General features: G+C 43.5%; 12 protein-coding genes. All 12 read right to left on the reverse strand.

The features are described 5' to 3' along the window. Positions 1–10: 10 nt before the first annotated feature. Positions 11–2,659, reverse strand: a complete 2,649-nt coding sequence (locus tag CLIN57ABFB40_RS08130) for a beta-mannosidase (protein WP_175629619.1) — start codon at positions 2,657–2,659, stop codon at positions 11–13. 164 nt (positions 2,660–2,823) lie between these two features. After that, positions 2,824–5,970 carry a cyclically-permuted mutarotase family protein gene (locus tag CLIN57ABFB40_RS08135; RefSeq protein ID WP_175629620.1) on the reverse strand — a complete coding sequence of 1,049 codons (3,147 nt, stop codon included), beginning with the start codon at positions 5,968–5,970 and terminating at the stop codon, positions 2,824–2,826. 85 nt (positions 5,971–6,055) lie between these two features. Next, positions 6,056–6,721, reverse strand: a complete 666-nt coding sequence (locus tag CLIN57ABFB40_RS08140) for an SGNH/GDSL hydrolase family protein (RefSeq protein WP_175629621.1) — start codon at positions 6,719–6,721, stop codon at positions 6,056–6,058. Positions 6,722–6,848: 127 nt separating this feature from the next. Continuing rightward, positions 6,849–8,867, reverse strand: coding sequence for a family 20 glycosylhydrolase (locus CLIN57ABFB40_RS08145; protein ID WP_175629622.1), 2,019 nt, complete (start codon positions 8,865–8,867; stop codon positions 6,849–6,851). 48 nt (positions 8,868–8,915) lie between these two features. Beyond that, positions 8,916–10,547 carry a sialidase family protein gene (locus CLIN57ABFB40_RS08150; RefSeq protein WP_175629623.1) on the reverse strand — a complete coding sequence of 544 codons (1,632 nt, stop codon included), beginning with the start codon at positions 10,545–10,547 and terminating at the stop codon, positions 8,916–8,918. 182 nt (positions 10,548–10,729) lie between these two features. Then, the gene (gene nanU, locus CLIN57ABFB40_RS08155; protein ID WP_175629624.1) at positions 10,730–12,322 is read right to left on the reverse strand and encodes a SusD family outer membrane lipoprotein NanU; all 1,593 of its coding nucleotides are present in this window, start codon (positions 12,320–12,322) and stop codon (positions 10,730–10,732) included. A 29-nt stretch (positions 12,323–12,351) separates the two neighbouring features. Continuing rightward, positions 12,352–15,669, reverse strand: a complete 3,318-nt coding sequence (locus CLIN57ABFB40_RS08160) for a SusC/RagA family TonB-linked outer membrane protein (RefSeq protein WP_175629625.1) — start codon at positions 15,667–15,669, stop codon at positions 12,352–12,354. Positions 15,670–16,565: 896 nt separating this feature from the next. Beyond that, on the reverse strand, positions 16,566–17,783 hold the full coding sequence (locus CLIN57ABFB40_RS08165) for an alpha/beta hydrolase family protein (protein ID WP_254871757.1): 1,218 nt from the start codon (positions 17,781–17,783) through the stop codon (positions 16,566–16,568). A gap of 137 nt (positions 17,784–17,920) precedes the next feature. Continuing rightward, positions 17,921–20,020, reverse strand: coding sequence for a fimbrillin family protein (locus CLIN57ABFB40_RS08170; protein WP_175629627.1), 2,100 nt, complete (start codon positions 20,018–20,020; stop codon positions 17,921–17,923). 48 nt (positions 20,021–20,068) lie between these two features. Continuing rightward, a complete protein-coding gene (locus CLIN57ABFB40_RS08175; protein WP_175629628.1) occupies positions 20,069–21,619 on the reverse strand; it encodes a RagB/SusD family nutrient uptake outer membrane protein in 1,551 nt (516 codons plus the stop codon). Positions 21,620–21,641: 22 nt separating this feature from the next. Next, positions 21,642–24,908, reverse strand: coding sequence for a SusC/RagA family TonB-linked outer membrane protein (locus tag CLIN57ABFB40_RS08180; RefSeq protein ID WP_175629629.1), 3,267 nt, complete (start codon positions 24,906–24,908; stop codon positions 21,642–21,644). A gap of 10 nt (positions 24,909–24,918) precedes the next feature. Then, positions 24,919–26,079 carry a sialidase family protein gene (locus CLIN57ABFB40_RS08185; RefSeq protein WP_254871723.1) on the reverse strand — a complete coding sequence of 387 codons (1,161 nt, stop codon included), beginning with the start codon at positions 26,077–26,079 and terminating at the stop codon, positions 24,919–24,921. Positions 26,080–26,150 lie beyond the last annotated feature (71 nt).

Raw genomic sequence — 26,150 nt, forward strand, 5'->3', positions numbered from 1 at the left:
TAATAGATATTTAATTATAGGTTTCACGAATATGTTTGAGTCTCAATGGCAACTCTTCCCCTTTCTTTATTTGGGGAGAAGTGATGACGACCGTTTTACGCTCTCCGGGCAAAAGGTCGAAGAAGTTGTCGCTGAAACGGGCACCCTGCAAAGGTATTTCGATAAAGACATCCTTTGCCAAAGCAGGAGAAAGAAGAGTCAGTTCGCATTTGCCGTCTGTCTGCTTCATCTTGCAGGTGATGGTCGTTTCGGGCAGGAGCAGGTCTTTGGTCTTCTCGAAGAAATAGACTGTTTCGGCTACCGTATGACCGGATTTGTCTTTCAAGGTCAGTTGCATAAAGCAATGGCGGAGTGCTTCCGAAAGCCGTTTTTCCGCAGAAGATTGAGACGTTTCCGAGGATTTACGCTCTATTAAAGAGAGCAAATCGCTGGGCTTCGCCTTGTACACACATTTGGAAGTATTTGCCGGAATCGACAAGGATTTCAGTTGTATCGGCTTTCCTGCCTTTTTCCCTTCAAAGTCTGTTATCTTCATTTCCAATGTCATCTTCTCCATCGTATCGAGACGGTCTGAGAGAAGATAGACGCACAGGCTGTCATTCTGCCGGATGGGGTTGATATGGATAGGGGCGAAAGCTCGTTTCGCCTGATAATGCAGGGCTTTCCAGTTGCCGTAATAATCAATGCCCGACCAAGAGACAACAGGCCAACTGTCGTTCAATTGCCAGTATAATGTACCCATACAGTAGGGACGGTTGCGACGGTGGGCTTCCAGTCCGTGGCGCATGCCTTGTCCTTGTAATACAAGTCCGACATAAACGAAGTCCTCAAATTTCTCGGGTACGATATAATCACGTTCCATATAAGTGCGAATCAAGTCATTGCCGATGCTGCTCTTTTGATGAGCGTTCATCACTTCCGATTCGATTTCGTAATCTTCGGGAGATGCGAATGTGGCAATGGTTTTCATTTCGGGGAAAGACTGGAAACCGAATTCGCTCATGAAACGCGGCAAATCGGTGTCCAATGATTCAAAGGTTTTCTTTCCGTACCAGACGCCCCAGTTGTGGCTATCCCCTATTCCCCATGATTCGGGACGTCCCCAGTTGGCGAGATAGGGAGAGCTGTGGATGTAAAAGCGGTCTGCGTCGAGCTCTTTCACTTTGGCGGGAAGCAACTCGCGGAAGAGTTTGTCGTAGCCGGTCATCATTTCCTGGTAGATTTCCGGAGTGTATTTTTTCTGATAGCCCCAGTATTTCAAGGCTTCGAGTATTTCGTTGTTACCGCACCACATGGCTAGCGAAGGGTGGTTGCGGAGACGGCGGATGTTGTAGCAGGCTTCCGCCTCTACCCTCTTCAGGAAGGTGGGGTCGGACGGATAAGGGGTGCAGGCAAACATGAAGTCCTGCCATACCAGTATTCCGTTCTCATCAGCCAGATTGTAAAAGCGGTCGTCTTCGTAAGTTCCGCCGCCCCATACGCGGATGACGTTCATGTTCGCTTCCTTGATGTCGCGGAACAATGTCTGATAGCGTTCGGTAGTCACATTCGTCAATAGCGCGTCCTGGGGGATATAGTTGGCTCCCTTGGCAAACATCGGAATACCGTTTACTTCAAAATAGAAGGATTCTCCGTCCGCGTCCTTTTCATTCACCAGTCGGACGGTGCGGAGTCCGATTCTGTGGGATTGTTCAGCTACAACGTTGCCTTCGGTGATGATTTGGGCGGAGAAGTCGTATAAGGTCGGAGCTCCCCAGCCGTTCGGCATCCAGCGTACCGGTGAGACAACTTCCGTAGGGATACAGATGCGGTTGATTCCGGGTTGCAGGGTGACTGTTTGGCTCGTGGCGGATTCCTGTTCCCCTTCGAGCGAGGTGTTTATTTTTATTTCTGCTTGAAGCGGATGGGGAAGTATGTTGTTTATTTCCAATTCATTGGATAGCTTCGCTACCTGGTCGGTCAGAGATAGTTGCTTCACGTGGTAGTCGCTGATTGAGGCGGCATCGTAGAAACGGATGGTTACCGGACGCCAGACGCCGCTGGTCACCATGCGGATTCCCCAGTCCCAACCGTAGCTGTAAGGGGCTTTGCGGGAGAATACACTCAGGTGTTTCTCGTGATGGTCGTTGTCGGCGGGATAGTTGAATCCGTTGGAAGCGTATTGAGGCAATGTCTGCCGGATGGGCGAATGAAAATATATGTGAAGGAGATTTTCTCCGGAACGAAGGTATTGTTTTACGGGGATTGTATAGCCGACGAACATGTTGTCGGCTTTAAATAGCAGTGCTCCGTTGAGGTAGACGTCAGCGTAGGTGTCGAGCCCTTCAAAGGTGAGTTGGGCGTCATCACGTTTCAGTTGGTCGGGGGTGATTGTGAAAGCCGTCCTGTATTCCCAGTCTTCATTTTCTATCCATTGGATTTTCTGTTCGTTGGTACCGTAGAAGGGATTGGGAATGAGGTCGTGATGAATAAGGTCCTGATGTACCGTGCCGGGCACCACGGCTGTGCGCCATATCTCTGTCCCCACTTGGGAAAACTCCCAGCCTGTGTGCAAAGTTAAAACTTCTGAATTGTCATTGCTCTGGGCATAGGCCATGCTGCAACAGCAGAGTAATCCACACGCTATTTGAGCTTTTTTTCTGATTAAATTAATCATCATAGTGGGGGTATTAGATATTAATGGGGTCAAAGATATTATTTTTTCATCAATTTCCCCTGATAATTTAACAAAATATAGATTAACGTCAGCGCGATAGAAGTTCGCCCGAAGGAGGAGAACCGAATAGTACAACTGACGTCAGATTACAAGCAGCATTGTTTTTATTACTCGATTGTTATCCTGACTATTTCGGGAGTGCGGACACCCGGCTTCAATTCTCCGTTTATATTGTAATAAGTTTTATCCCATCCTGTCAACGCCGCTCCGGCACGGGCTGTTTGCGGGGTACGGGCGACTTCCTGCCATGTGTTTTGACTAATATTATAGATTAATATACGGTCATTGAATTTGTACCATTCGGCTGGATGAAGAAGATAGTCCTTTTGGGGCTGTCGGAGAGCTGCGAGGAAGATATCCTTATTCACTCCGCCTGTACAGAGAATCAGGTTTTCATTGATGGCGATGGCTGTTCCGCCACCCAAGGAGATGGTTTCACCGTCGTTTCCTGTCGGGGTAGCTATGGGAGTCCATTGCCGGGATGCGGACGAGTAGCAATAGCCATCGGTGGAAAGTGTTGCCGATTTGCCATCGGTGGAAGCAGCGAATCCGCCCCATAGGAAGATACGGGCTTCACCGTCTTTATGCTGTCCGGCACAGACGGCTTGCGTCCGTGCATCTCCGGGAAAATCCGGTAACTCCTGCCAACCCCTCTCAAGATTATCCAAATCGAGACAAAGGAATGAGTTGGAAGGTTTGCCGTTTTTGTTGCCGCCTGCAACAAACAGTTGCCCGCCTGTCAATGTACCACACATGTTGTCTAGTGTATAAGGCAAAGCTGGAAGAGTTTCTATCTTGACTTTCCCTTGCTTTGCTGCCTTCGGATTGTCCTCAAAACTGATTTTATAGACAGATGTCAGCGCATCTTTTCCATCCGTTCCCCCTATGCAGATGATACCGTCCGGACAAGATACGGAAACTCCGTAAGCGGAAGCGACCGGCAACTCTCCTACCTTACGCCAGGCAAGTACCGTATCGGGATTCATCGTTGCCGCATAAATTCCCCGATAGAATTTCTTCTTTCCACCATCGCTGGCAGGAACACCGGGAAAATTGCAACCGCCCGCCATCAGCAGATTGCCGCCCAGGATTCCTGAGTAGCAGGCGGAAACGCCTAGTTTGAAGCCTTTCTCCGATTGGGGGAATCCTTCCATTTTCTGCAAGTGAATGTCCGTAATGAACCGTTCGGGTGCTTCTGCACGAAAGGTGGAAGCCGGCAGGCCTGCTTCATTCACCAGGTTTGCCCGTGTGAAAGGCTGCCAACCGTAGCGGACGTATCGCGGATGCTTTACTTGTTCACTATATACTTTTATCCGACCGTCTGTTATCTCGGCAACGGCAGGGTAATAAATGCCGTCCGTCTCGGCGACCTCAAACGTGCGCAAAGGATGACCGTCCGAACTCTTTAAGCCTTTGCCGTAATTGAAAGTTATATATACGGCATTTTCACGGAAATCGGCTTGGTGAAATAACGGGCCGGATGGCAGTATATGGTTCATGCCATACGTTTTATTCAATGCCCAACGGGCGAGACGTTCGCCAATCGGTTTCTTATTTCTAGGGTGTACGTCTAATGAGTCGCCATTATCACTAGATACCGCCATACCCGTATTCGGTATTTCGTTCATCATCCTGCGCTGGCTGTCACGGAACCACGGCCAGGAAGGACGGGCTACACTGGAAAGCTGAACGTAGTAGAACGGCAGTTCCTCATTCTCCCAGTTCTTTCGCCAACTGCTTATCAAGAGTTTGAAGAGTTTCTCGTGCGCTTTGTAATTATGGGCGTTCGATTCCCCCTGATACCAAATCACACCTTTGACCGGATATTGCGCTAACGGACGAATACCGGACTCGTACAAATAACAAGGTTCGTAAGGGTGGCGTTGGTATTTATCTTCCGATTGTTTGATGTTTAATGCAGCGCGTCTGCGTACCCAGTCTTGTATAAAGTCATTATGTGTCCAGTCTTTCAATATAGCCGGAAAGTGGTATTCCAACGTGTTCCGGTCTATCCATGATTCGGTAGGCGAACCGCCGATTGCATTGCATATCAACCCTACCGGAACTTTCAAGCTATCCCGCAACATCTGGCCGAAATAAGATGCTATCGCCGAAAAACGGGCGGCATTGTCGGGAGTACAGGCTTGCCATTCTGTGTCTTTATAATATTGAAGATGATTCAGGGAGTCGAGGACGGAAGCGTCCCATTGCACGGCGTTTGTATGCCAACGGGCTTTCATGTCATACAAGCGCAACTGTTCGTCGGCAACTTGAGGAATGTCTTTTTTGTCGGTAGTGGTCTGGCTCAACATAAATGCCATGTTCGACTGACCGGAGCATAGCCAGACTTCTCCTGCCAGGACGTTGGTGTATTTCAAGGTTCTTTTTGAGGTAGAGATTACCAGCGTATAAGGACCGCCTGCTTTCAACGGTGATAATTTCACCGACCATTTCCCGTCCGGTGTAGTTTTTGTAATCCACTGCTGACGGTCTATGCGGACTGTTACTTGTTCTCCCGCATTGGCTGTTCCCTGTATCAGCAAGGGGGTATCACGTTGGAGAACCATATTATCCGTGTAAAGTGGGGATAATTTCAAGCCGCCATACTCTCCGGTTATAGCCGAATAAACTGTTTTTGCAATGATAGATGCCCCTTCGGCAGTAGGATGAACGGCATCCGGCAGCAAGAAAGGATAAGGATAAAGCGGTTCGTGGAAATCTATCAACTGCACACCGGCATAACGTGCTACTGTTTCGATAGCCGTCTGTATCTCGCCGTGCCAGTCACGGGTTCCCGAAAGGAAACGGTTATGGCGGTCGGCAATCGGGGTCATTCGCGCTATGATAATCCGTACGCCGGGATTGGCTTTGCGGAATGTATCAATCAGACTCAGATAGTTTTTCACAAAGAAATCACGGTAGTTTGTCCAGTCGCGGGGGTCGGTATCATTGATTCCCAAATGAATGACGACAATGTCTCCTGCAAAATCCAATGCTTTCTGATATTCTTCTTGCCGGGTATAGGGGCGGTGTCCCTGATTGAGCAGGGTAGCGCCGGGCTTTCCGAAATTTTCGACTTCATAACGCTCCCCCAGTAGTTTCTGCAACTGTATGGGGTAAGATTGTGTTGCACGGTCGGACAATCCGGTTCCGTAGGTGATGCTGTTTCCTACACATGCAACTTTTATCCGTTGTTGGGCAGAAAGCACGCAACAAACGAACAGACAGACGGATAGTATCAGAATCTTTTTCATTTATTTTCTCCCGGTATTTAGTTTTCTCTAATAGTTAGCTTTCTCTAATAGTTAGCTTTCTCTAATATTTAGTTGTTTCAGATATTTACTTCTTCCCAATGTAAGGTTTCACAATCTCCACCCATTTCAGATAACCTTTTCCGAGAAGGTGCAGACCGTCATTGGTGTAGGCAGTGTTCATCTTTCCGGTTTGCCCGTCTATAAAGTGAGAGTACAAGTCTATATAAGTCAATCCTTCCTTCTCTGCGAGGCGGACTAATCCTTTATTGATTTCGGGGATAACCTGCCAACGGGAAGTATGCCCCTTGAACGTATTGTAATGGTCGGTGACGGGAAGAACACTTTGCAGATATAATTTTGTCTTCGGAGAATCAGCCTTTATCTTTTGGGCAATCATTCCGATACGGGATACAATCGTATCGGCAGGAGTTTCGCGGCTCACATCATTAATACCAATCAGAAGAAATATTTTAGCCGGTTTTCCTTTCAGGATGGCGTCCAGGCGGTCATATACTCCCATGCAAATATCACCGCTGATTCCACGGTTTTTCACGTGTTTATTTTGAAACAGTTCTGCCCATTCGGCACCGTTCGTGATACTGTTTCCGAGGAAAATAATGTCGTTGGAAGTAACGGGTAGTTCTTCAAACAACGTAGCACGTTGGTAATAAAACGTAGAATATTTGCGTTCCTGAGCATGGCATGCCAAAGTTAAGGTCAATATGACCATTAATAAAAAGTTCTTCTTCATGGCTGTTCTTTTTATTTATCAATTAGTATATCCGTATTTCATTATAGCATATTTATTTTCATTATATAGCATATTCAAATTAGCTCATGGCATATTCATAAAAGTCCTTCCCTTTATGATTGGTATGTCACTTTAGTCTTTTATCCGGTGAGTAGACGAGTCCATCTACAGCCTTCTGTCCGTCGAGGGTAACAAAGACGGTGGTGAACATCCATTTTACCAACCGGACTTCGGAAGTAGTAAACTTCCCTATCGGCAATTTCAGCAATACCTTGTTCCACCCTTTTTGCAGATGAACTTTCAAAGGAGGGCGTGCTACACAGTTTTCGTTGCCCAATGCTACTTCGTTGCTTTTAGTCCGATGGGTGGCTGTCCAGACTGGTGGGATTATTTCCTGCCCATTTATCCAGATACGGCTTTCTTTATAATCCCATTTTCCCGGCAAGGGCGGCAGGTCTGCTTCGGAACGTCCGTAATTCTGAAATTCAGCCCACAGACCGACGGTTTGTTCTTTCGGTGAATAGACATAGGTGTAGGCATAGGCCGTATGGTTCTCTTTCGGTTCTTTGTAGAATCCGGGGATAAGCGTGCCCCACACATGACGGAGATAGATTCCCGCACCAATGGCGGGGCGTACATTATATGTCTTTCCTGCGTAGCTGTAACTATCCTGCAAAGTTTCTTCCGGTGGAAAAACCTTTGCCAAATCCCCTTCATTCGGGAAAGGGTCTGTTATATTCCATTTCACATTTGTCTGACGGACATATGCAAACGGATAGCCGGTAAAAGTGTGTTCTTTATGCCATAATAAGCGACGTTCAAAATCGGCAAAGTTCTTGAACAGTTCCGACTGTTCGTCAGTGGGAAGTATTGTGCCGTTCTTATCGAAGTACTCTGTCCCACCGCCTTTCCAAGCACGTTCTGCCATAGCCAGCATATTGGGATAGAAATTATTTTCGACAATCATCCCCCATTCGGTATCTACTAACCGGTCATTCCAAATAGCCAGAATCGTGCCTGCAAGGTCATCGCTTCCTTGTTCCTTATTATAAATACGGCTATTGTACAATGCGATAATATCACCGAAGGTATCGAAATGGTTCAGATAATGGAAACGCGAGTCAATGGCGGGAATACCTTCCTGTGCCTTTCCCCGATAACTCCAAAGTTGGGTCATGTCAATTTCTCCGGGTTTATAGTGCCATCCCGGATTCCAGGAGATTACTTTCTTGCCTTTGGAACGTACATAGGATACCATTTCCGGTACAAACCGGGGATTGGTAAATTGGACTTCATCCGTACCGATATGCAAATAAGGTACGTCAAACGTTTCACAGACTTCATCCAACAGGAGTTTTAATATTTTCATCCCTTCAGGGCTTTGCATATCGTGGCGGAAGGTGCGTATGAATGCGGCACTGTGTCCGGGCATATCTATTTCAGGGATTAGCGTCATGTGGTGTGCCTTACAGAAAGCGACCAGTTCTTTGGCTTCTTCCAGCGTGTAATATTTGCCGGGCATCCGGGTGGTGTTCACGCTATCATTCAGCATCGGGAATATCTTGCTTTCCAAACGCCAGGATTGGTTCTCGGTCAGATGCCAGTGGAAGACGTTGATTTTGAATTTGGCGAGCGCGGCGATTTCACGCTTGAGTTCTTCCAGAGAAATGTAGCTACGTCCTACGTCCTGCATGAATCCGCGAATGCGGAAAGCAGGCCAGTCAACGATTTCGGCTCCTTGAATCTGTGTTTTTGAGTTTCTTTTCTCTGCCAGTTGCCTTAAAGTCTGCATAGCCCAATAAACGCCGCGTTCGGTCACAGCCTCAACGGTTATCCGTTTCTTGGTTACATTCAGGCGGTAAGCCTCATCCTGGTTCATCGGTATTCCGGGGAGAGAAGGCAGTAATTTCACCTCAATGACGGCAGTTGCCTTTGGCGAGATAGTTCCGCCCATTTCAGCGATAAAAGCTTCCCACTCCTGTTGAAGCACAGGAGTGGAAAGCATCACCTTATTCACTTGAAAGTTTGTATGAGAGGGGGTAAACTTTTGTGGCTGGGGGAGCAGGTGATAATCACCTGCTTTTGCCACTGAAGTTGTGTATAAGTTAATTATAAAATATATTAGTAAAATGAGTTTGTTTTTCATGATTACAGGTCGTATGGTAAGTACTCGTTTTAAATTAGTACTTGATGTCTATTTTATTATATCCCTTAGCCGAACAGCCTGGAAAGTCATGTGGGCTACACTACTTTCATATAATATACCAATTGTCTCCTTATCAATCATTGTCAGGCAAGAATATCCCCATCCTTCACCCTCGTCCAGCATCACCTGATGTTCGGGCAACCATGTGATACCTCCGTCCAGACTTGCTTTGATGGTGATATGATGGCGGCCTTTAACTGTATTCGGATTGGAGAACAAAAGGACATCTTTGTTTAATGCATTATCTTTCGCTTTCACACTAATCAAGCTCGCCATACAAATAGGCTCCTGCAAAGCCTTGCGGGAAGAGGGATGTTCTGTCCATGTCTTGCCTAAATCCTTTGTAGTAGAGATAGCACGGCTACCGCCACGGTTGTCTCTCATGTTCAGCATCAACACACCCGGTTCTACTTCCGCCACTTGGGCTTCTGTTGTATTGGTACGTGCGTAGTTGTGGATTTTCCATGTCTCGCCACGGTCTTTGCTATACATGATTCCCGCATTCGGGACACGGGTAGAGTCGATAAACTGAATCGGGAATACCAATGTACCATCCTGCATGGTGATACCCCGTCCCGGACCTTGCAGAAGGAAATACCATGAAGGGTCTTTCACCTGCTCTGTGATATTGATGGGTTTAGACCATGTCTTACCGTCGTCCGTACTCTTTGACAGTACCAATTGGGCTGTATGATTCATATCCATTCCCGGATATGAGCTCCACCAGGCGCGTTGGTTACCCATTCCGTGCGTCCACGCTGCCACCACCCATACTGTGTTGGTCTTGGTATCCACCAGGATGGAAGGGTCGCCGACACCGTTCTGCGCAGCAGGCAAATCACCCGTTTCGCCGAAAGCCAAAGGCAAGCGCATCTTCTCCCAGGTTTTGCCACCGTCTACACTGCGACTCAAACCTATGTCTACATGTTCCTGCAAATCGGCACTGTTATTATAACGTACATCATATACCCCGAGCAATGTTCCCTTATTGGTAGTCACCAATCCCGGAATACGGAAGGCAGCCGAACCGTCGTCACCGGCATGACGTACGCCTACCCCTACCCTATGAACTATATTCTCCGGTGAAACTATGTGCATAAGGGCTTCTTTGTTATCAACCTTAATCGCAGCAATCTTAGCCGAAACCTTATCCAACAAAGATGCATCCGGCTTCATCTGCAAACTAATCCAGAAATAGTTGATTCCGGGAAAAAGCTTCTGATTAGCTTTCAACGCAACTTTCTGCTTCGGATTATTCACTTGCGACTTATTAATCGAATAAGAAGGATTCGCCGCCAATGTCTTTCCCGGTGTATGACTGGAAACATAGGATACAGGAGCAAAGAAATTCTTATCGTAGTTCTGTCTGGCTTCCGTACCACTATAATATAACTTAACGGATTGTATATCCGACATATTTACATCTTTGCCGAAATTCAAAACAACTTCGTCCAAAGTACGACTCTCTCTAGCATTCAAACGCAGCATAAACAACACATTGTCTTGTCGTTCAATCAAAACAGGAATCTGAGTTTCACGCACAAATACAGTATCCGATGCAAAAGCCTGCAAAATCACCCAGAAAGAAAAGATGATTGATAAAAATAGATTCTTTTTCATGGTATTATTTAAATATTTCATGCCGCAAATATATAAAATTACAACGAATTCCCGCTATATTTAATAAAATAATTTATTATAAAAAGTACAATTAATAAATTAACTACCACAAAAACGAGAACGTATATGCCAAAACGCACATACGTTCTCTTGTTTTATTTAATTATCAGCCTGAATTAATACTATTCTTCACCTTCTCCACCGGTGAGATACCCTTTAGTCTGAACCAACTCTCTATTATTTGTCAACGTATTGGCATCAATCGGCCATAACAGCCGTTTTTCATTTGCCGTAGAATATTTTGCCGTATAACCTAAAGTACGTATATCATACCAACGTTTTCCTTCATACATCAATTCACGCAAACGTTCTTTCAGAATTGTCTCAATAGGGTCATCATCACCTGCTACAAACGGGTTGGCAGAATAAAACTCACCGCCTTTCTCATTTGGATATGCCAGGGTTGCTTTATTTGCCTCGAAATAAGTTTCACCATATGCACGTTTACGAACAGTATTAATTTCCGTAGTGATATCTTCACCTAACAAAGCTTTAGCTTCTGCAAGAAGTAACAAACAGTCCGCATAACGATAAATAGGATAATCGTCTAACCATGCGCGCTCTGAAGCACCAGGCAACATCGTTCCTTGAAATTTATAAGGAATACAAGCCTTATATACCAAGTTTTCCCCCTCCTTCGTATAAACAGCTTTCACTGAACCGGCTTTACGAGTATCACCTTCACGGAATACTTTATCATAGAACTCTCCTTTAATCTGAAGCCTAATCAAACCATTCATTTCGGCATCTTTAGTTTTGGCATAAGAAACTCCATTCTCATCAAAGTAATTGCCTGAAGTCATGTAAGCTTGCTGAGGAACAAGATTATTTCTAAAATTAGTATCCCCCCACATATTATACTCATCACGTCCATTATGAATGGTGAAGATTATTTCTTCATTTTTCTTGTTCGCATAAGCGAAAACATCTGCAAAGTTTTCTTCCAGAGCGATACCCGGACAGTTGTTCACTTCTTGTAAAGCACCTTTAGCAGTACGGTAGTCAGCATCGCCACCGCCCATTTGCTTACCACTCCACAAGTACACTTCACCTTTCAACATCTTAGTAGCTCCCAGCGACCAGTAATGTTTTCCAAATTTATAGGAATAATCATTATTAAATGCCGCCTCAGATGCAGTAATATCTTCTTTGATACGAGCCATCACTTCCGTTGCCGGAGAAGCAGCCTTTTGTATATTTGCCAAATCAATGGTCGAACCACTGGTGTAAGTCAAATGAAGAATGACATCTCCCCATGAGCGAAGCAAATGAAAGTAAAGAAAAGCACGCATGCCATAAGCTTCTCCCAAATAATATTTCTTGGTGTCTCCGGACAACAATCCGGTTTCTTCCGTCTTGGCAATCATAAGGTTTATCTGATTGATAACTCCGTACAAATTAGCAAAATTGCTGAGTCCTACGTTTTCCCTATTCAGTGAGTTGGCAGGAAAAATTTCCATCCCTTGAGTTGCCTCACCACCAAAAGGTGCATCACCATAAATATCAGCACGGGGTTCACCCAATATAAACAAGTTGTACGAACGTTCTCTGAGCTGCGCATGCAAACCTACATTGAAAGCACTGAAGTGCGTGTCACTTTTCCAGTAGTTGGCGTCGGTTATTGTACTTTCCGATTCAATATCCAAGGAGTTGCATCCGGCAAGGAAAGGCAGCAAAGCTGCGCTTGCCAATAAATATTTGAATATATTTTTCATAATTCTATTCCTTTTTAAGTCCTGTTAAACTAGAATGTTAGAGATAAACCGAACAAAAGTGTTCTCGGAGTAGGATAACGACCATTATCGATACCACGACCGTATGTAGTCGACACAGCAGGCTCAGGAGATACACCACCATATCCGGTGACATAGAATAAGTTCTGTCCGGTGACGTACACAGATGCCTCTGTCATATGTACCTTGCTGATAAGCGATTTCGGCAACTGATAGCTCAATGTGACTTCGCGCAAAGCAAGATAATCACCTTTTTCATAATAACGAGAGCTGTTATTATCGGCTGCAGTAGAAGCATTATTTGAACGGGTAATATTCTTTTTTGCCAACTGATCGGCATAGTAGAATTTCGTAAGGTCTGAGTTCGGATTTGAGTCGCTCCACATATCTTTCACATCTGTGATAATATTGAATTGTCCTTGATATTGCCCCAACGAACGCGCTTTCAAGTCATTATATAGTGTATGTCCTAATGCATAGTCGAAACGTGCGTAAAGTGACAGACCTTTATATCCGAATGTAGTAGAAAAGCCACCTGTTACATTCGGGAAAATGTTACCCATTACAGAACGGTCATAACCGTTAATTACATTGTCACCGTTGATATCTTCCCAACAAGCGTCACCCGGTTCGATAGGTTGCCACCCGGAAGATTCCTTATATGTCTTTCCGGTAGCCGGATTGATTTGATCAGCCAATCCGGGACCATACAAGTTGGCAACCTCATCCACCCGATAGTTAGCATGTTGCTTTACGTCATCCCAGTCTTTGAAAACATGCTCTTGCTTATACCCTACCAGTTCTCCAAGTTTGCCACCTTCCTGACGACCGGCAATCCATTTTTTCGGGAACTTGCCATCAGCATCTACTTTGCCTGCCGCTACTTCATAACCACCTACGCGGTTGTTCTCAACTCCGTTATAAGGCAATGAAATTATCTTGTTGGCAACAGAAGTGATATTTGCCGTCATATCCCATGAGAACCCACCCTTATTGATGATATTCGCTTTCACTTCCGCTTCAAACCCGGAGTTACGTAATGTTCCCATATTTGTCACAATATCCGAGAATCCTGTATATCCGGGCAATGCTTGTTTTGTCAGCAAATCCTTTGTCTGCCGACTGTAGAAATCGAGAATAAAGGAAAGTCTGTTCTGCAAAAATCCGATGTCCAAACCAACTTCAAAAGTCTGGCTCTGTTCCCAACGCAGGTTAGTATTGAGCAATTTGGAATTATAAAGAGCCGTCGCTCCAGCATAAGTTTTAGCCTTCACTTGCGCGTACTCTCCATACACTTCATAGTTTCCGATACCATTTACATTACCATTCACACCATAACTGAGACGCGGTTTCAAATTGGAAATAATATCAGACACTTTCGATTCTTTCCAAAAATCTTCTTCCATTATATTCCACCCGACAGATACTCCCGGGAAAAATCCCCAACGATTGTCTTTCAAACGAGAAATTCCGTCATAACGAGCCGTGAAAGACAGCAGATATTTCATATTGTAATTATAATTAATGCGACCGAAACCGGAAAGAATGCGATAAGCCGTCTTTTCCGTACGAGTGAAAGTCCTTTCAGAGCCAACATTTAAGGTCGAAACATCGTCCGTGGGAGAACCTTGTGTCTTAGCCTCAAAATCAAATTGATTGTAGGTATAATACTCTCCACCAATCATTGCGTCCAAATTATGCTTTTCGGCAAACGTTTTGGTATATGCCAATGAAGCGTTAAGCTGAATCTGATTATATTTCTGAATCCAAGCTTCCGCATTGCGAGTTTTATTAGGAGTAGAAGATGTCTGCGTCTGATATGCCTTGTCAAACTTCTCTCTCTGATATTGATAATTCAGTAAAGAAGCATTTCCATTCAATACCAATTCTTTTGGAAGAATATCCAACGTAAAACCAAGATTGTATGTGGCGCGTGCTGTACTGTTCTTTTGGGTTAGCAAATCACGATAGTAAGCCGGGTTACCATCCCCGGTACCACCACCTGATGCAGGAGAACCATCTTCCATCCAAGGATTCCATGTAGGACGTTGCGAACGGGTACGATAAAAGAATTCATAAGTGCCAATCCACAGTTCTGGGCGGGTAGACCATACATATGAGACACCGGCTTTTACGTTTAATATCGGAAAAATCTTATACGACCCGTTGAACGCCCCACTGAAACGTTTGAAACCTGTTCCTTTAACCATACCATCTTCGTTATAGTACCCCAAACTGCTAGCAAAGGTACTTTTCTCATTCCCACCCGTAATATTAAGGTAATGATCTTGCGTAATGGCACTGCTGCTAAATACCTCATCATCCAACTGTCCGTTGTAATCTCTAAATAAAATCTGCTTTCCGTCATAATATGGATCATTCATTACAGACCATCCTTCATTCTGAAGATGAGCCGTTTCATCGGTCAGATAACGAATATCATACAATGTATTCCCCACACCATATCCAGCCTGTGTATCTACATTGTATGTCCCCATACGTCCTTCCCTTGCCTGGTTAGTACGGAGCATTCCCAAACGGTTATAATAGATATAATCTTCCGCATTTACAAACTCATACCCCTTACGAGTGAAATTCTTACCGATCTTGAATTTGTAATTGACAGAAGTTTTTCCTTCTTTTCCACTTTTCGTTTCAATCAAAATAACACCACCATTCGCGCGAGCTCCGTAAATAGCCGTAGAAGCCGCATCTTTCAAAATTTGGATAGATTCGATATCGGAAGGATTCACATCAGACATACTGTTACGCACAATACCATCCACTACCACCAAAGCGTTACTGTTGTCGCCAGTAATAGTCGCCCCACCACGTAAAGTAATATCCGGATTCGTACCTGGCTGACCGGTAGTGTTTACTACCCGAAGACCTGTCACGGAACCTTGCAAAGACTGCCCGGCATTACTGAATGCTGCGTTTTTCAAAACAGAGTTGTCCAATTTAGAGATTGCAGTCGTCAATGTGGCACGCTTCTGAGCCCCACCATACCCTGTAACTACCACTTCATCCAAGACTTCTGTGTCGTCTCGTAAAACAACATTCAACATCTGTCCCGCAAACTTAATTTCCTGTGTTTTATAACCGACGAAAGATATTTGAATTATATCTCCGTCCTTCACATTGCTTAAGGTAAATTTACCATCAATATCCGTAATAGTACCATTAGTGGTACCTTTCACAATTACGGACGCACCAATAACAGTCTCACCGGACTGGTCAGTAACCACACCTGTAGCAGTTTTAGTCTGTGCCATAGCCCCTATCAAGCCAAATAAGCACAACATCAACAAAAAGATGTTTCTTTTCATAAGTATTACTTTTAGTTAATAAAAAAGAGTTGTTCACATTTCTCACCTAAGTTCGATTAGAACTAATCCTATCGTAATATTTATGTTTATCTTATTAAGAAGCGGCTGTGCTAAGCTAAATACGAAAAAGAAACTTCAAAAGAAATACCTATTATCTACTTAATTAGTAAATATTCGAGTACAGAGTATTAATAATGCAATTTAATAAACAATTATATGCTTATCAACATATATAAATAAAATTATTTATTAAATAGTTTGTTATTATTAATAATATAGATATATTTGCAACGTTTTTAAGAAATGTACATTGATAGCTAAGAATAAAATTGCTTATGAAACAGAAATAATTCCAAGAAATAACTCACCTAAGTTCTAATCGAACTTATGCATCCATTAATAATCACCACCCATTATTTTAATAATAATACTTATAAAGACAAGCTGTTATTTATTGGCAATACTACACTTATTCAAGTTTCTAGGAGTTATTAGAAAAACATAATCACTCACCGGTATGATGACAAATAACATAAGCCAAACAAAGTTTTTGATATAAGTGTAGTAGAAATAGGTATCACAAATGATACAGAAACATAAGTTATGAAGTAAGAAAGTATTAGTTATCTTGCCTTTATCCTTTCGTTAGGCTGCCGGTATTCTTTCATTAGATTACCGGTAGCCTAACAAAAGTTATCTCTGGGTGCTATCATAACCTGCTCTCATAGCTGAAGCTACGATGAATAAAGGCTTTGAGGAAATTTATGAGAGTATGAGGGTAAATCGTGAAAACTTTCGTTTGGAGGCGTGTTTAGTTCTGAAATCGATTTAGTTCATTTTCGCACGAATTTGAACTAATTGCGTTTGCTATTAATCAATATATAAACATCAAATATTTACTCTAAATGTTTCTTTAACCAAGGAAGAACTAATTCCGATTTAAAATAATGATTAGGACCATCTACGTTCACCAATCTATAGAACTCATCTCTATCAAGCCCTTTCGGCAGTACGTCAAAGTCCGTTCGATTATGCGGACTGGCATACTTAGGATAATGGTGTATCTCGATATTCTCCGGGTGTCCGGCAATCTTATATGCGGCACGTACAAGATTCAAGTCACGGTCTAGTCCTCCTTCCGTCAATATCACAGGACGAGGAGCCAAGGCAGCTACAATATCAGGGAAATTGAATTTACGCCAAAAGTCAGGTATCAGATGGCGGATAGAGTTAGGGAAAGGTCGTGTGCCATCCTTATCAGGTACGGTCATGACCAATGCACGTTCTTGCGTTTGGCACAAAAAATCATTGTAAACAAAAGCATAGAGTGACGTATCCAGCGTTCCCAGTACCATCAAAGGCTCTGTCCCCAAAGAAAAGCCACTTACGATAATCCGGTCTTTACGGATATAGGACTGTGTTTTCATCCATTGAAGAACTTGCATATCCAGATAAGAAGTATATCCCAGATAACTCCACCCCAACTCTAACAGAACTCGCGACACCAAATCATAGTTATAATTTCTTCCGCGTGCATAACGTTCCAAATCCGAGGATTCACCGGCTGCCGGATTATCTACGGCTACCGCCACATAACCTGCTTTCGCGAAATTCCGTGCCATTGTTACCTTGGGATTCTGATAATCATCATTCAGTTTCGGGAAAATGCCCGGCTCGCCCGCCAATCCCTCTTTACTGCCACCGGAACCGGGAATACATAAAACAGCAGAAATCGGCTGCTGCAAAGAATCCGGTATCAGTACTAGAAAGGTAGATACACATTCAGGCAAAGGATAAAATTCCCACTTTTCCAGTTTGTAACCGTCACACTGTTTGTTGTATAGTCGTTTAGGTGAGGGCATGTCCTTTATTTCGGGAAAGTTCATTATTTCCTGCATCGACTTCCGTACTTTATGTTGCCATTCACGGAATTCTTCCGAAGTCATATCCGGCTGAAATGCACATTCCGGTTTTATGTGTGAAAGCATTGCGTGAACAACTCCATAAGTACTCAGGAAGCGTCCATCTTGTCGCTCTGATTGAATGATATTATGTTCACGCCCTATTACTTCCGGAGTTTGGGCAGAAGTTATGCTACTGTGAACTGTCAGCATTAATAAACCTACTATTATACTTTCTCTCATTGTAATGTTGTATTATAAAAAAGATCACTCCTATCGTCCTATAATGAAAAGAATCCTTGGCATGATTTGGATAAAGCACGCCAAGGATTTATAAAATGAAAAGCTATTTAGTTTGTGGTATTGTCTTTCATACAACGAACCGGGTAGCCATATGTTCTAGCTTGGCTTCTCAAAGGGAAGAAATTAGCAGTATCATACATCAAACAACAACCATTTGCCACAGTTACCGGACTGTTACTCCAAGATTGCCCTCTATTAGCCGGGTTCTTTATTACAAATGTAGCATTATTCACATATCCCGAAGTTGCATAACTAGGAGTTGCTCCGACAGCAAAAGTACCTCCGGCTTTTGAAATAAAATCAGCCATTGTTCCATTGACATTAACAGTAACCGCACCAGTACTATATTTACCTCCAGCCGCAACATTAACAAATCCTGTCCAGACATATGCATGAGGTACACGGTACCCCGGTGGACATGGATCATAAATAGTCTTACTACCGGATTCATTCACTACCGGACTGGATGCCGTCACAATATTGGCGTTACCCCACAGATCATTGCCACCATCCACGAGCCAACTTTTTGCACCAGACGCTATATAACACATTGGATATCGGGCAATATCATTAGCTTCTATTGGCGTAGTAATCCACCCCCAAGTATTATCTGTAGCAGCAGCTAATGATTTAATAGCGTCAAATGCATTACCATCCTTATCATAAGTCGTCAGGACTGTCACCGATCCTGCACTAGCATCATTTCTTTCCGGGAATGGATCTTTACGTCCCCATTGATAACGCATTCCTTGAGCTTTATTGTTGTTATTTACTGCCCAATATCCGTCAGAAAGAGCACCTAAGTTCCTATCCATCATTATGGGATTGACTAATTTATCATAGTCATTATAATCTGAATGAATGGTATATGTTTCCACTTTGGAATCCAAATCAACATCTGTCACCCAAATATGCCAACTCCAAAGGATTGTAGTGCCATCTGCTGCATAAGCTGCAATAACAGCGTTTCCTGCATCCAAAGGTGTATTCTCAGACCCATTCAAGGTAAAGTAAATATATCCATTTTTCAGTTGGACTCCATAAATTAATCCTGGCGCAGTCTGCCAAAGTATATTAGCCGATACCGGCGCCAATGTTTTCGGAGTAATCCCAGGAGCAGTTCCCGATAGCGGGTCATAATCAGCAACAGGCTGAGTAGTAGCACCATTTCCCATCACCGTAGCTTTGAAACGATATTCCTGCCCGACCTTACCAGCGATGTAACAATTTGCCGTTTCGCTCTCGCTCAAATCAATTGAAGTATCCACGACAGAACCACTAGTCAATTGATCTAAATCCAAAGTCAAAATAGTAAATTCTCCGGCAATAATATTCATCCAATCAACTTCACCAGTCAAAGCAATATCTTCAACACCTGTTTTCTCCAATATGAGTTTAACAGAGCATTTTGTAGAAGACAGCGCCAATGGATTTACTGAAATATATCCATGAAATTCTTTGTTTGCGACCAATTCCGGTGCATTATCTATTTTTAACAAGACATCGGAAGAACCTTCGGAAATACTAAATGAGCCCGTGGTCAAATTGAATTTATAATTTCCAACCAAAGGTGTTCCCTCTGCCGCAGAAAGTTCTATCGACTTTACTTTCCATCCCGGATACTTGGTAGCTGTAGTATAAGCGACATCCAAATATCCCAATGCATGCTTAAATGTCACCGGAACGGCATTTTCCACTTCGGACGCAGTTATTGTCGCATAAGTCAAAGCAGTACTTGTCAAATGGGCATTGGATGTACCCGACTGCAATTGTGTACTATTCAAAGTCCCGGCTATGGATGTTGCCGTAGTGTTAGTTTTACTGTAAGGTGAATAAACATAAAATGTATGTTCACCACTCCCCCATGCCACTTTCGTATAGAACAAGCCTTCGGTCTGCCCTACACAAGGAGCTGCAACCCCTACGGCAAGATTAGCAGTTTTTGTCTGCTCACAGAAGAAACCAATTTTACTATCTGCCGCCCAAACCGTCTTATTATCATCCAACTGTGACTGGCAATTGAGGAAAATCTGATTTCCCCCCGCCGGACGCGTAAAATCAGTCTGGGTATAGTCATCGTCACTACATGCAACGACAAGAAATGCCGCACAGAGTCCTAAGACCGGAAATATAGATTGTTTTTTCATCTTTGTATGATTTAATTTTTAATGAATGATATGAATCTGACAGGCAGATTAATAACCTGGTGTCTGCTGCACTAACGGGTCTTTCGACATTACCGCAGCATCGACAGGCCATAACAGATGTTTCTCGACAAGGTCGCCCGTAACGCTAATCTGAAGAGCTTTAGCCAATTCTCCATCCTTCATACGGCGGATGTCATACCAACGCTTACCTTCACCGACAAACTCTTTAGAGCGTTCTTCCAAAATCGCTTCTTCTGCTGTTTCACCACTACGGGGGTATTTATTGGCAGCATAGGCGGAACCGTATGCACGTTCACGGACACTATTGATATATGCAGCGGGATCACCTCCTTGTAATGCTACAATTTCAGCCAGCATCAACTGCAAATCCGCATAGCGATAGACGGGCCAATCGTTCGTGAACTTACGTATATCATTGTCAAGTTCTCCTTTATATTTATTCAAAAGTATAGCTGCCGCTCCACCGTCGATCTTATATACATCAAAGAAAGTGGCGCTACGGCGAATGTCGCTTTCACTGAACGTATCAAAAAACTCTTTTGCATACTGGTAGTTGGATGCAGTACCATTCAGTTTCAAAGGATTCACATTGTTGCCTTTGTACTCCACACCATCTGCATTTTCGAAACCTACCAGATTGGTATTCGTAGGATACATGAATTTGCTAAAGAAATTTTCTTTCTCATTCAGCATGTAGCGGATTACGAATATCATTTCTTTATTATCTTTCTTCGTTACGTCAAAAACCTCTTCAAAGCTAGTATTGGAAGCAAAACCATATTTGCCGCAATCTATAATATCCTGCAACGCTTGCTTGGCTGCTGCCAGGTCGGCAGGAATATTTTTTGAATAGACGCTTCCACCGCCAATGGGTTTCACCTTACATCCCCACAACAGGATTTCGGCTCTCAACATTTTTGTTGCTGCCTTGCTCCAATAAGAACTTTTGTCTGTAGAATTGATGGTAAATGCATCATCTGCGAAATAATCTTCCGATGCCTTGATATCTTTTACAAGGAAATTGTAGACTTCTTCTTCCGTGGCCCGTGGCTGATTCAAGTCGGCAGGGGTAAAACTACCGTCCATCACGCGTGCGGTTTCAATCAGAGGAACTCCGCCATAGGTACGGAACAGATGGAAGTAATAGAAACTTCTCAATCCGTGCAACACACCCATATAATAGTTCTTTTCTGTTTCATTCAAGGCAGAACTGCCGGGGACGGACTGGATGGCATGGTTAATCTGCATGATGTCCATATAAAAGTTGCCCCAGTTGCTTATCACAGAATTAGCTTCAGTAAGATTGTTTGTCACAGCCGGCACATCACTAATAGTCTGATTGAACAAAGAAGAGTTTGAACCGTAAAAAGTTCCACCTCTAAGTTCTCCCATCTTGAACAGTACTTCCTGACGCTCGCGAACACGATAATGCAAACCACGCACAAAGCGTTCCACCTGATCTTTGGTACTCCAGTAATTACTGATACCATAGGAGTCTACCGGACTCAAGTCCAAATAATCACAAGACTGCATGACTCCTATCAACAACACTAACAATGTATATTTTATATTTTTCATAATGCTATCTTTCTTTATGATTTTAGAACACGACCTTTAATCCCATCAGAACTGTCTTAGGCAAAGCATATCCGCCCTTGTTGCTACTGGTAGTTCCATATTCAGGAGTGTAGAGACGATTGTCTGTTATGTAGAACAAATTCTGTCCGGTTAGCGTCACCGTCACTTTATCCATGAGGGCTTTTTTAGTCCACTGCGAAGGTAAATCGTAACTCAAGGAAATCTCACGAGCGCACAAATAAGAAGCATCCTCCCAGAATAGTGAAGTGTTGCGGGTATAGTTCTTTTTAAAGTTAGTGTCGTTAGTCATCAATACCGGAAGTTCCGCACCCGGATTATCCTCCGTCCATGTCTTTTTAGCCAAATCCGGGACATTGAAGTGACCAGAAGTGATACCCATAAAATATTGATAACCGCTATTCCATTTCTTGTATCCCAACGCATAGTCAAATCGGGCAAATAAGGTCAGACCTTTCCATGTAACGGACGTATTGAAACCACCCATCCATTTTGGGATTTCGTTGCCAAGCTTCACCTGATCATACGTGTCGATAGTTCCGTCACCATTCACATCATACCATACAGCATCACCAGGAGCCAACTGCTGTGCATTTTTCTGTTGCTCAACCGTCAACTGTGCATAAGCCGCCGGACCATATATCGGTTTAGAGGGAACCTTATCTACGTAATAAGCATAGTTTGCTAAATCGGCTTCGTCACGTACAACATTCATCATCTTAAATCCGTAGATATCACCATAAGATTGTCCTTCTTGTATTCCACCCTTCCACACAGTTTCATTACTACCTTTGCCTTTGTACACTTCCGTTCCGCCCTGGCGGTTGTTCTCATTACCATTATCGGGCAATTGCAAGATTTTGGATTTCACGTAAGTGATGTTGGCACCTACATTCCACTTAAAGTCCTTACGATCAAAAATACGGTAATTGACTTCAAGTTCCATACCCTGACTACGAACAGCACCATTGTTTGTCGTCATCGAGCCTACACCGGATGAGGAAGCCAAAGGTACATTGGCAATCAAGTCGGTAGTCTTCTTGTTGAAATAACCGGCACTCAGGTCTACCTTATTATACAGTCCTAACTCCATCGCAGTATCAAAAGAAGTAGTTTTCTCCCAACGCAATCCAGGATAAGCAATATCGTCAATCAACAGACCGTAAATACCGTTGTAGTTACCGGCATTTGCATAGCTGCCTTGTAGCTCGTACAACCCGATGCCGTTCACGTTACCATTCTGCCCGTATCCCATACGAACCTTTATGTTGGAAAATATATCCAGATATTTCTCCATGAATTCTTCACGATACACATTCCATGCAGCACTGACACCTGGGAAAAATCCCCAACGGTTGTCTACCAGTTTAGAATAGCCATCATAACGTCCGGAGAAAGAGAAAAGATACTTGCTCTTATAGTCATAGGTTGCATTTACGAAACCGGACATTATACGCTCCTGTGTATGAGTGGTAGACATGTTACGGGTAGATTTCCCATTAGCATCCAACGGGGCGGTAAACTGCAACCCGATAAAGTCGTCGGAAGTAGCTCCCTGACCTGATGCCGAGAGTCCGTAGCTATATTTGTCTATTATTTCAAAACCACCGACTGCGCTGACGTTATGGTCGCCAAATGAGGCATTGTAATTAAGAATGGCGTTATAAGTCTGATCCAGTTTGCGCGCATAAGTAGCAGAAGCTTTGCGGTTAGAATTCAACTTACCGGGAGCTGTAGGCAATTCTTTATCAAATGATTCTGTTTCTTTCATCCAAAGATACCACATGCCACTCAGTTTCAGACTCAATCCTTTCATCAAATCCACTTGGAAAGAAGTTCCCAATGTGGTCTTATAAGCCGTATTTCTACGATAATAGTAGTTCTTCATTTCATTCCAGTTGGCATTCTGGGTATTATTGAGCAGTGTTATAACTGTCCCATCCAGATTAGCCCCTTTGAAAGTAGGCGGAGCCGCAGCCACCACGCTCCAGAAATTAGCGTCGCTCATGTAGTTAGGATTTGTTTCCGAACGTGAAAAGTTTACGAAACCGGAAGCTTTCAACCAACTCTTAATCTTATATTCACCGTTTAAATTGAAAGACAAACGCTGATATCCCGACTCCAATGGGAAACCCGTTTCATCATAATATCCGATGCTCGAATAGTACTTGCCTTTATCGTTTCCACCGGAGAATGAAACATTATAATCCTGCGTCCAGGCATCCTGTGTGTTCAACTTCATAAAATCAGTTTCCTTGAACAATAGATAATTGTCTGATGCAGGATCTTTCATCGACTGCCAGCCGTAGTCCAGAAGATATTTATTCTTATCCGTCAGAATAGATGTACTATAGATACCGTTGCTGCTTTTATTTCCGTCGGCAGTAATGTCATTTCCTGTCCCCCATCCGTTCACCAGGTTCAAATCGTCTCCACTACGCTTTGCCGCCATACGCTCCCAATAGAGATAATCACGGGCATTCATAAAATCATAGTTGTCGCGGGCAAAACCTTTACCGATATTTACGTTCAAGGTTACAGTTGTTTTTCCCACATGACCGCTCTTGGTAGTCACCAATACTACACCATTGTTAGCACGTGCGCCATACAACGCTGTCGCAGCAGCATCTTTCAAGACTTCGATAGACTCAATATCATTACTATTAATATCGTTCATATCGTCTTTCTGTACACCATCAATAATATACAATGGACTACCGGAACCATTCAAAGAAGCACCCGCACGTACCTGGATAGAAGGTCCTGCTCCCGGCTGACCGGAAGTTTGTGTAACTCGTACACCGGTAACCGTACCTGCCAAAGCTGTCAACGGATTGGAACGTACACCTTTCTCCAAAACTTCGGAAGATACTTTTGATATAGCTGCCGTCAGTTTATCTTTAGTAACGGTCTTGCCATAACCTGTGACGATAACTTCCTGCAGACCTATGGCATCATCTTTCATCACTACCATAATATTCTTACGTCCATCCACCGGAATATTCTGCTGAGCATAGCCTATGTATGAAAAAGCAAGAACCGATTTGCTCTTCGTCAACGTTAACGTATATTTTCCATCCAAATCTGTAATAGCACCATTTGATGTGCCCACTTCCAATACAGAAACACCAATCAAAGGTTCTCCAGCAACATCCTTCACAACGCCATTTACCGTTTGCCCAACTTGTGCATATATGCTGTCAATGGAACAAAGCATGGCCACTACCATGAAAATTATTTCACGGTAGAACTTTAAATGTATTTTTCGCATATTAAAGAGGTTATTTTGTAGATAATATAAATAGTTCCAGTCTCATCCATCCAGCCGGACGAGTCGATAGTTTTTGAAATCCCGGCTCATCACCGAGTTCGGCAATAACAGCCATACCACCATCAGGCAAAAGAGCCATACATGTATATCCTGCTGCTTTGTCATAAAGTACCATCTGATCTGTCGGTTCGAATGTATGTGAATGACCTCCAAAGAATTTAGCTTTGGCCAAATATAATATACCACGATCGTCATGAGCTGCCGTCTCGGTAATCCCCTTCGCTCCACAGTAATACAGCCAGCCATCCTTTACTATGACACTGCCTGCACAGCCTTTGGCTGGAGTAGGTAATGCTGTTGGAGCATAATCCGTAAAAGAAGGCCATTTGGCACCACCATCTGTACTTACATAGTTTTGACGGTATCCATTATAACGGATATTTCCGATCAATGCACCATCAGGAGCTTCCGTCACTGTCCATTCACCTGATTTATTAGGTTGCCCAGTCTCCCATGTCACTCCGTTATCATCTGACCACATAACTGTATTTCCACCATTTGACACGGTTCCTGCAGCTTCATTCACTTTGAAAGTACGTATAGGAACAATCAGACGGTTCTTATATTGTTCGCTTGATGTCATTTGTACCCCGGAACCAGGACCGAAACTACCGATCATTCTTGTCGCACCACTAAAAACACCAACTGTCACTTCGTCTGTGAGATCTTTTCTTGTCCAATTTAATCCATCATCTTCCGAAGTATACATTATGGCCCTATTGTTATAACCTTGCTTAGCAGACTCTTTACCTACGGCATCCCATAAAGAGGTAAACAAAAAGATTTTTCCTGTAACTTGGTCAACGACAACAGTCGGATCCATATATGACAACTTTGACGAAGTAGCTTGATTAGTTAAATTCTTTTCAGTCCATGTTACCCCCTTATCAGTACTACGCTTCATCAGAATATCCGTCCGACCAGCTTTGTCTTGCCAAGTTCCATAGCGAGCTTCACAAAAAACTAGTATGCTACCTTTCTTTGTAACCGCGATAGCAGGAACACGATATGAAATGTCATTACTTGCTTTCGAATTGAATACAGTAATTGTTGGAGAAGCTATCTTCCATATCGGTTCAGAATCAGGATCAAGGGCAGGATCTGGGTCCACAACTTCGTCCGGATAAGGTACCGGACTGAAGTCATTAACATTATCATCTGAGCAGGCATTAAAAAGGAACA

It is taken from the genome of Bacteroides acidifaciens, from assembly GCF_903181435.1.
GTDB lineage: Bacteria > Bacteroidota > Bacteroidia > Bacteroidales > Bacteroidaceae > Bacteroides.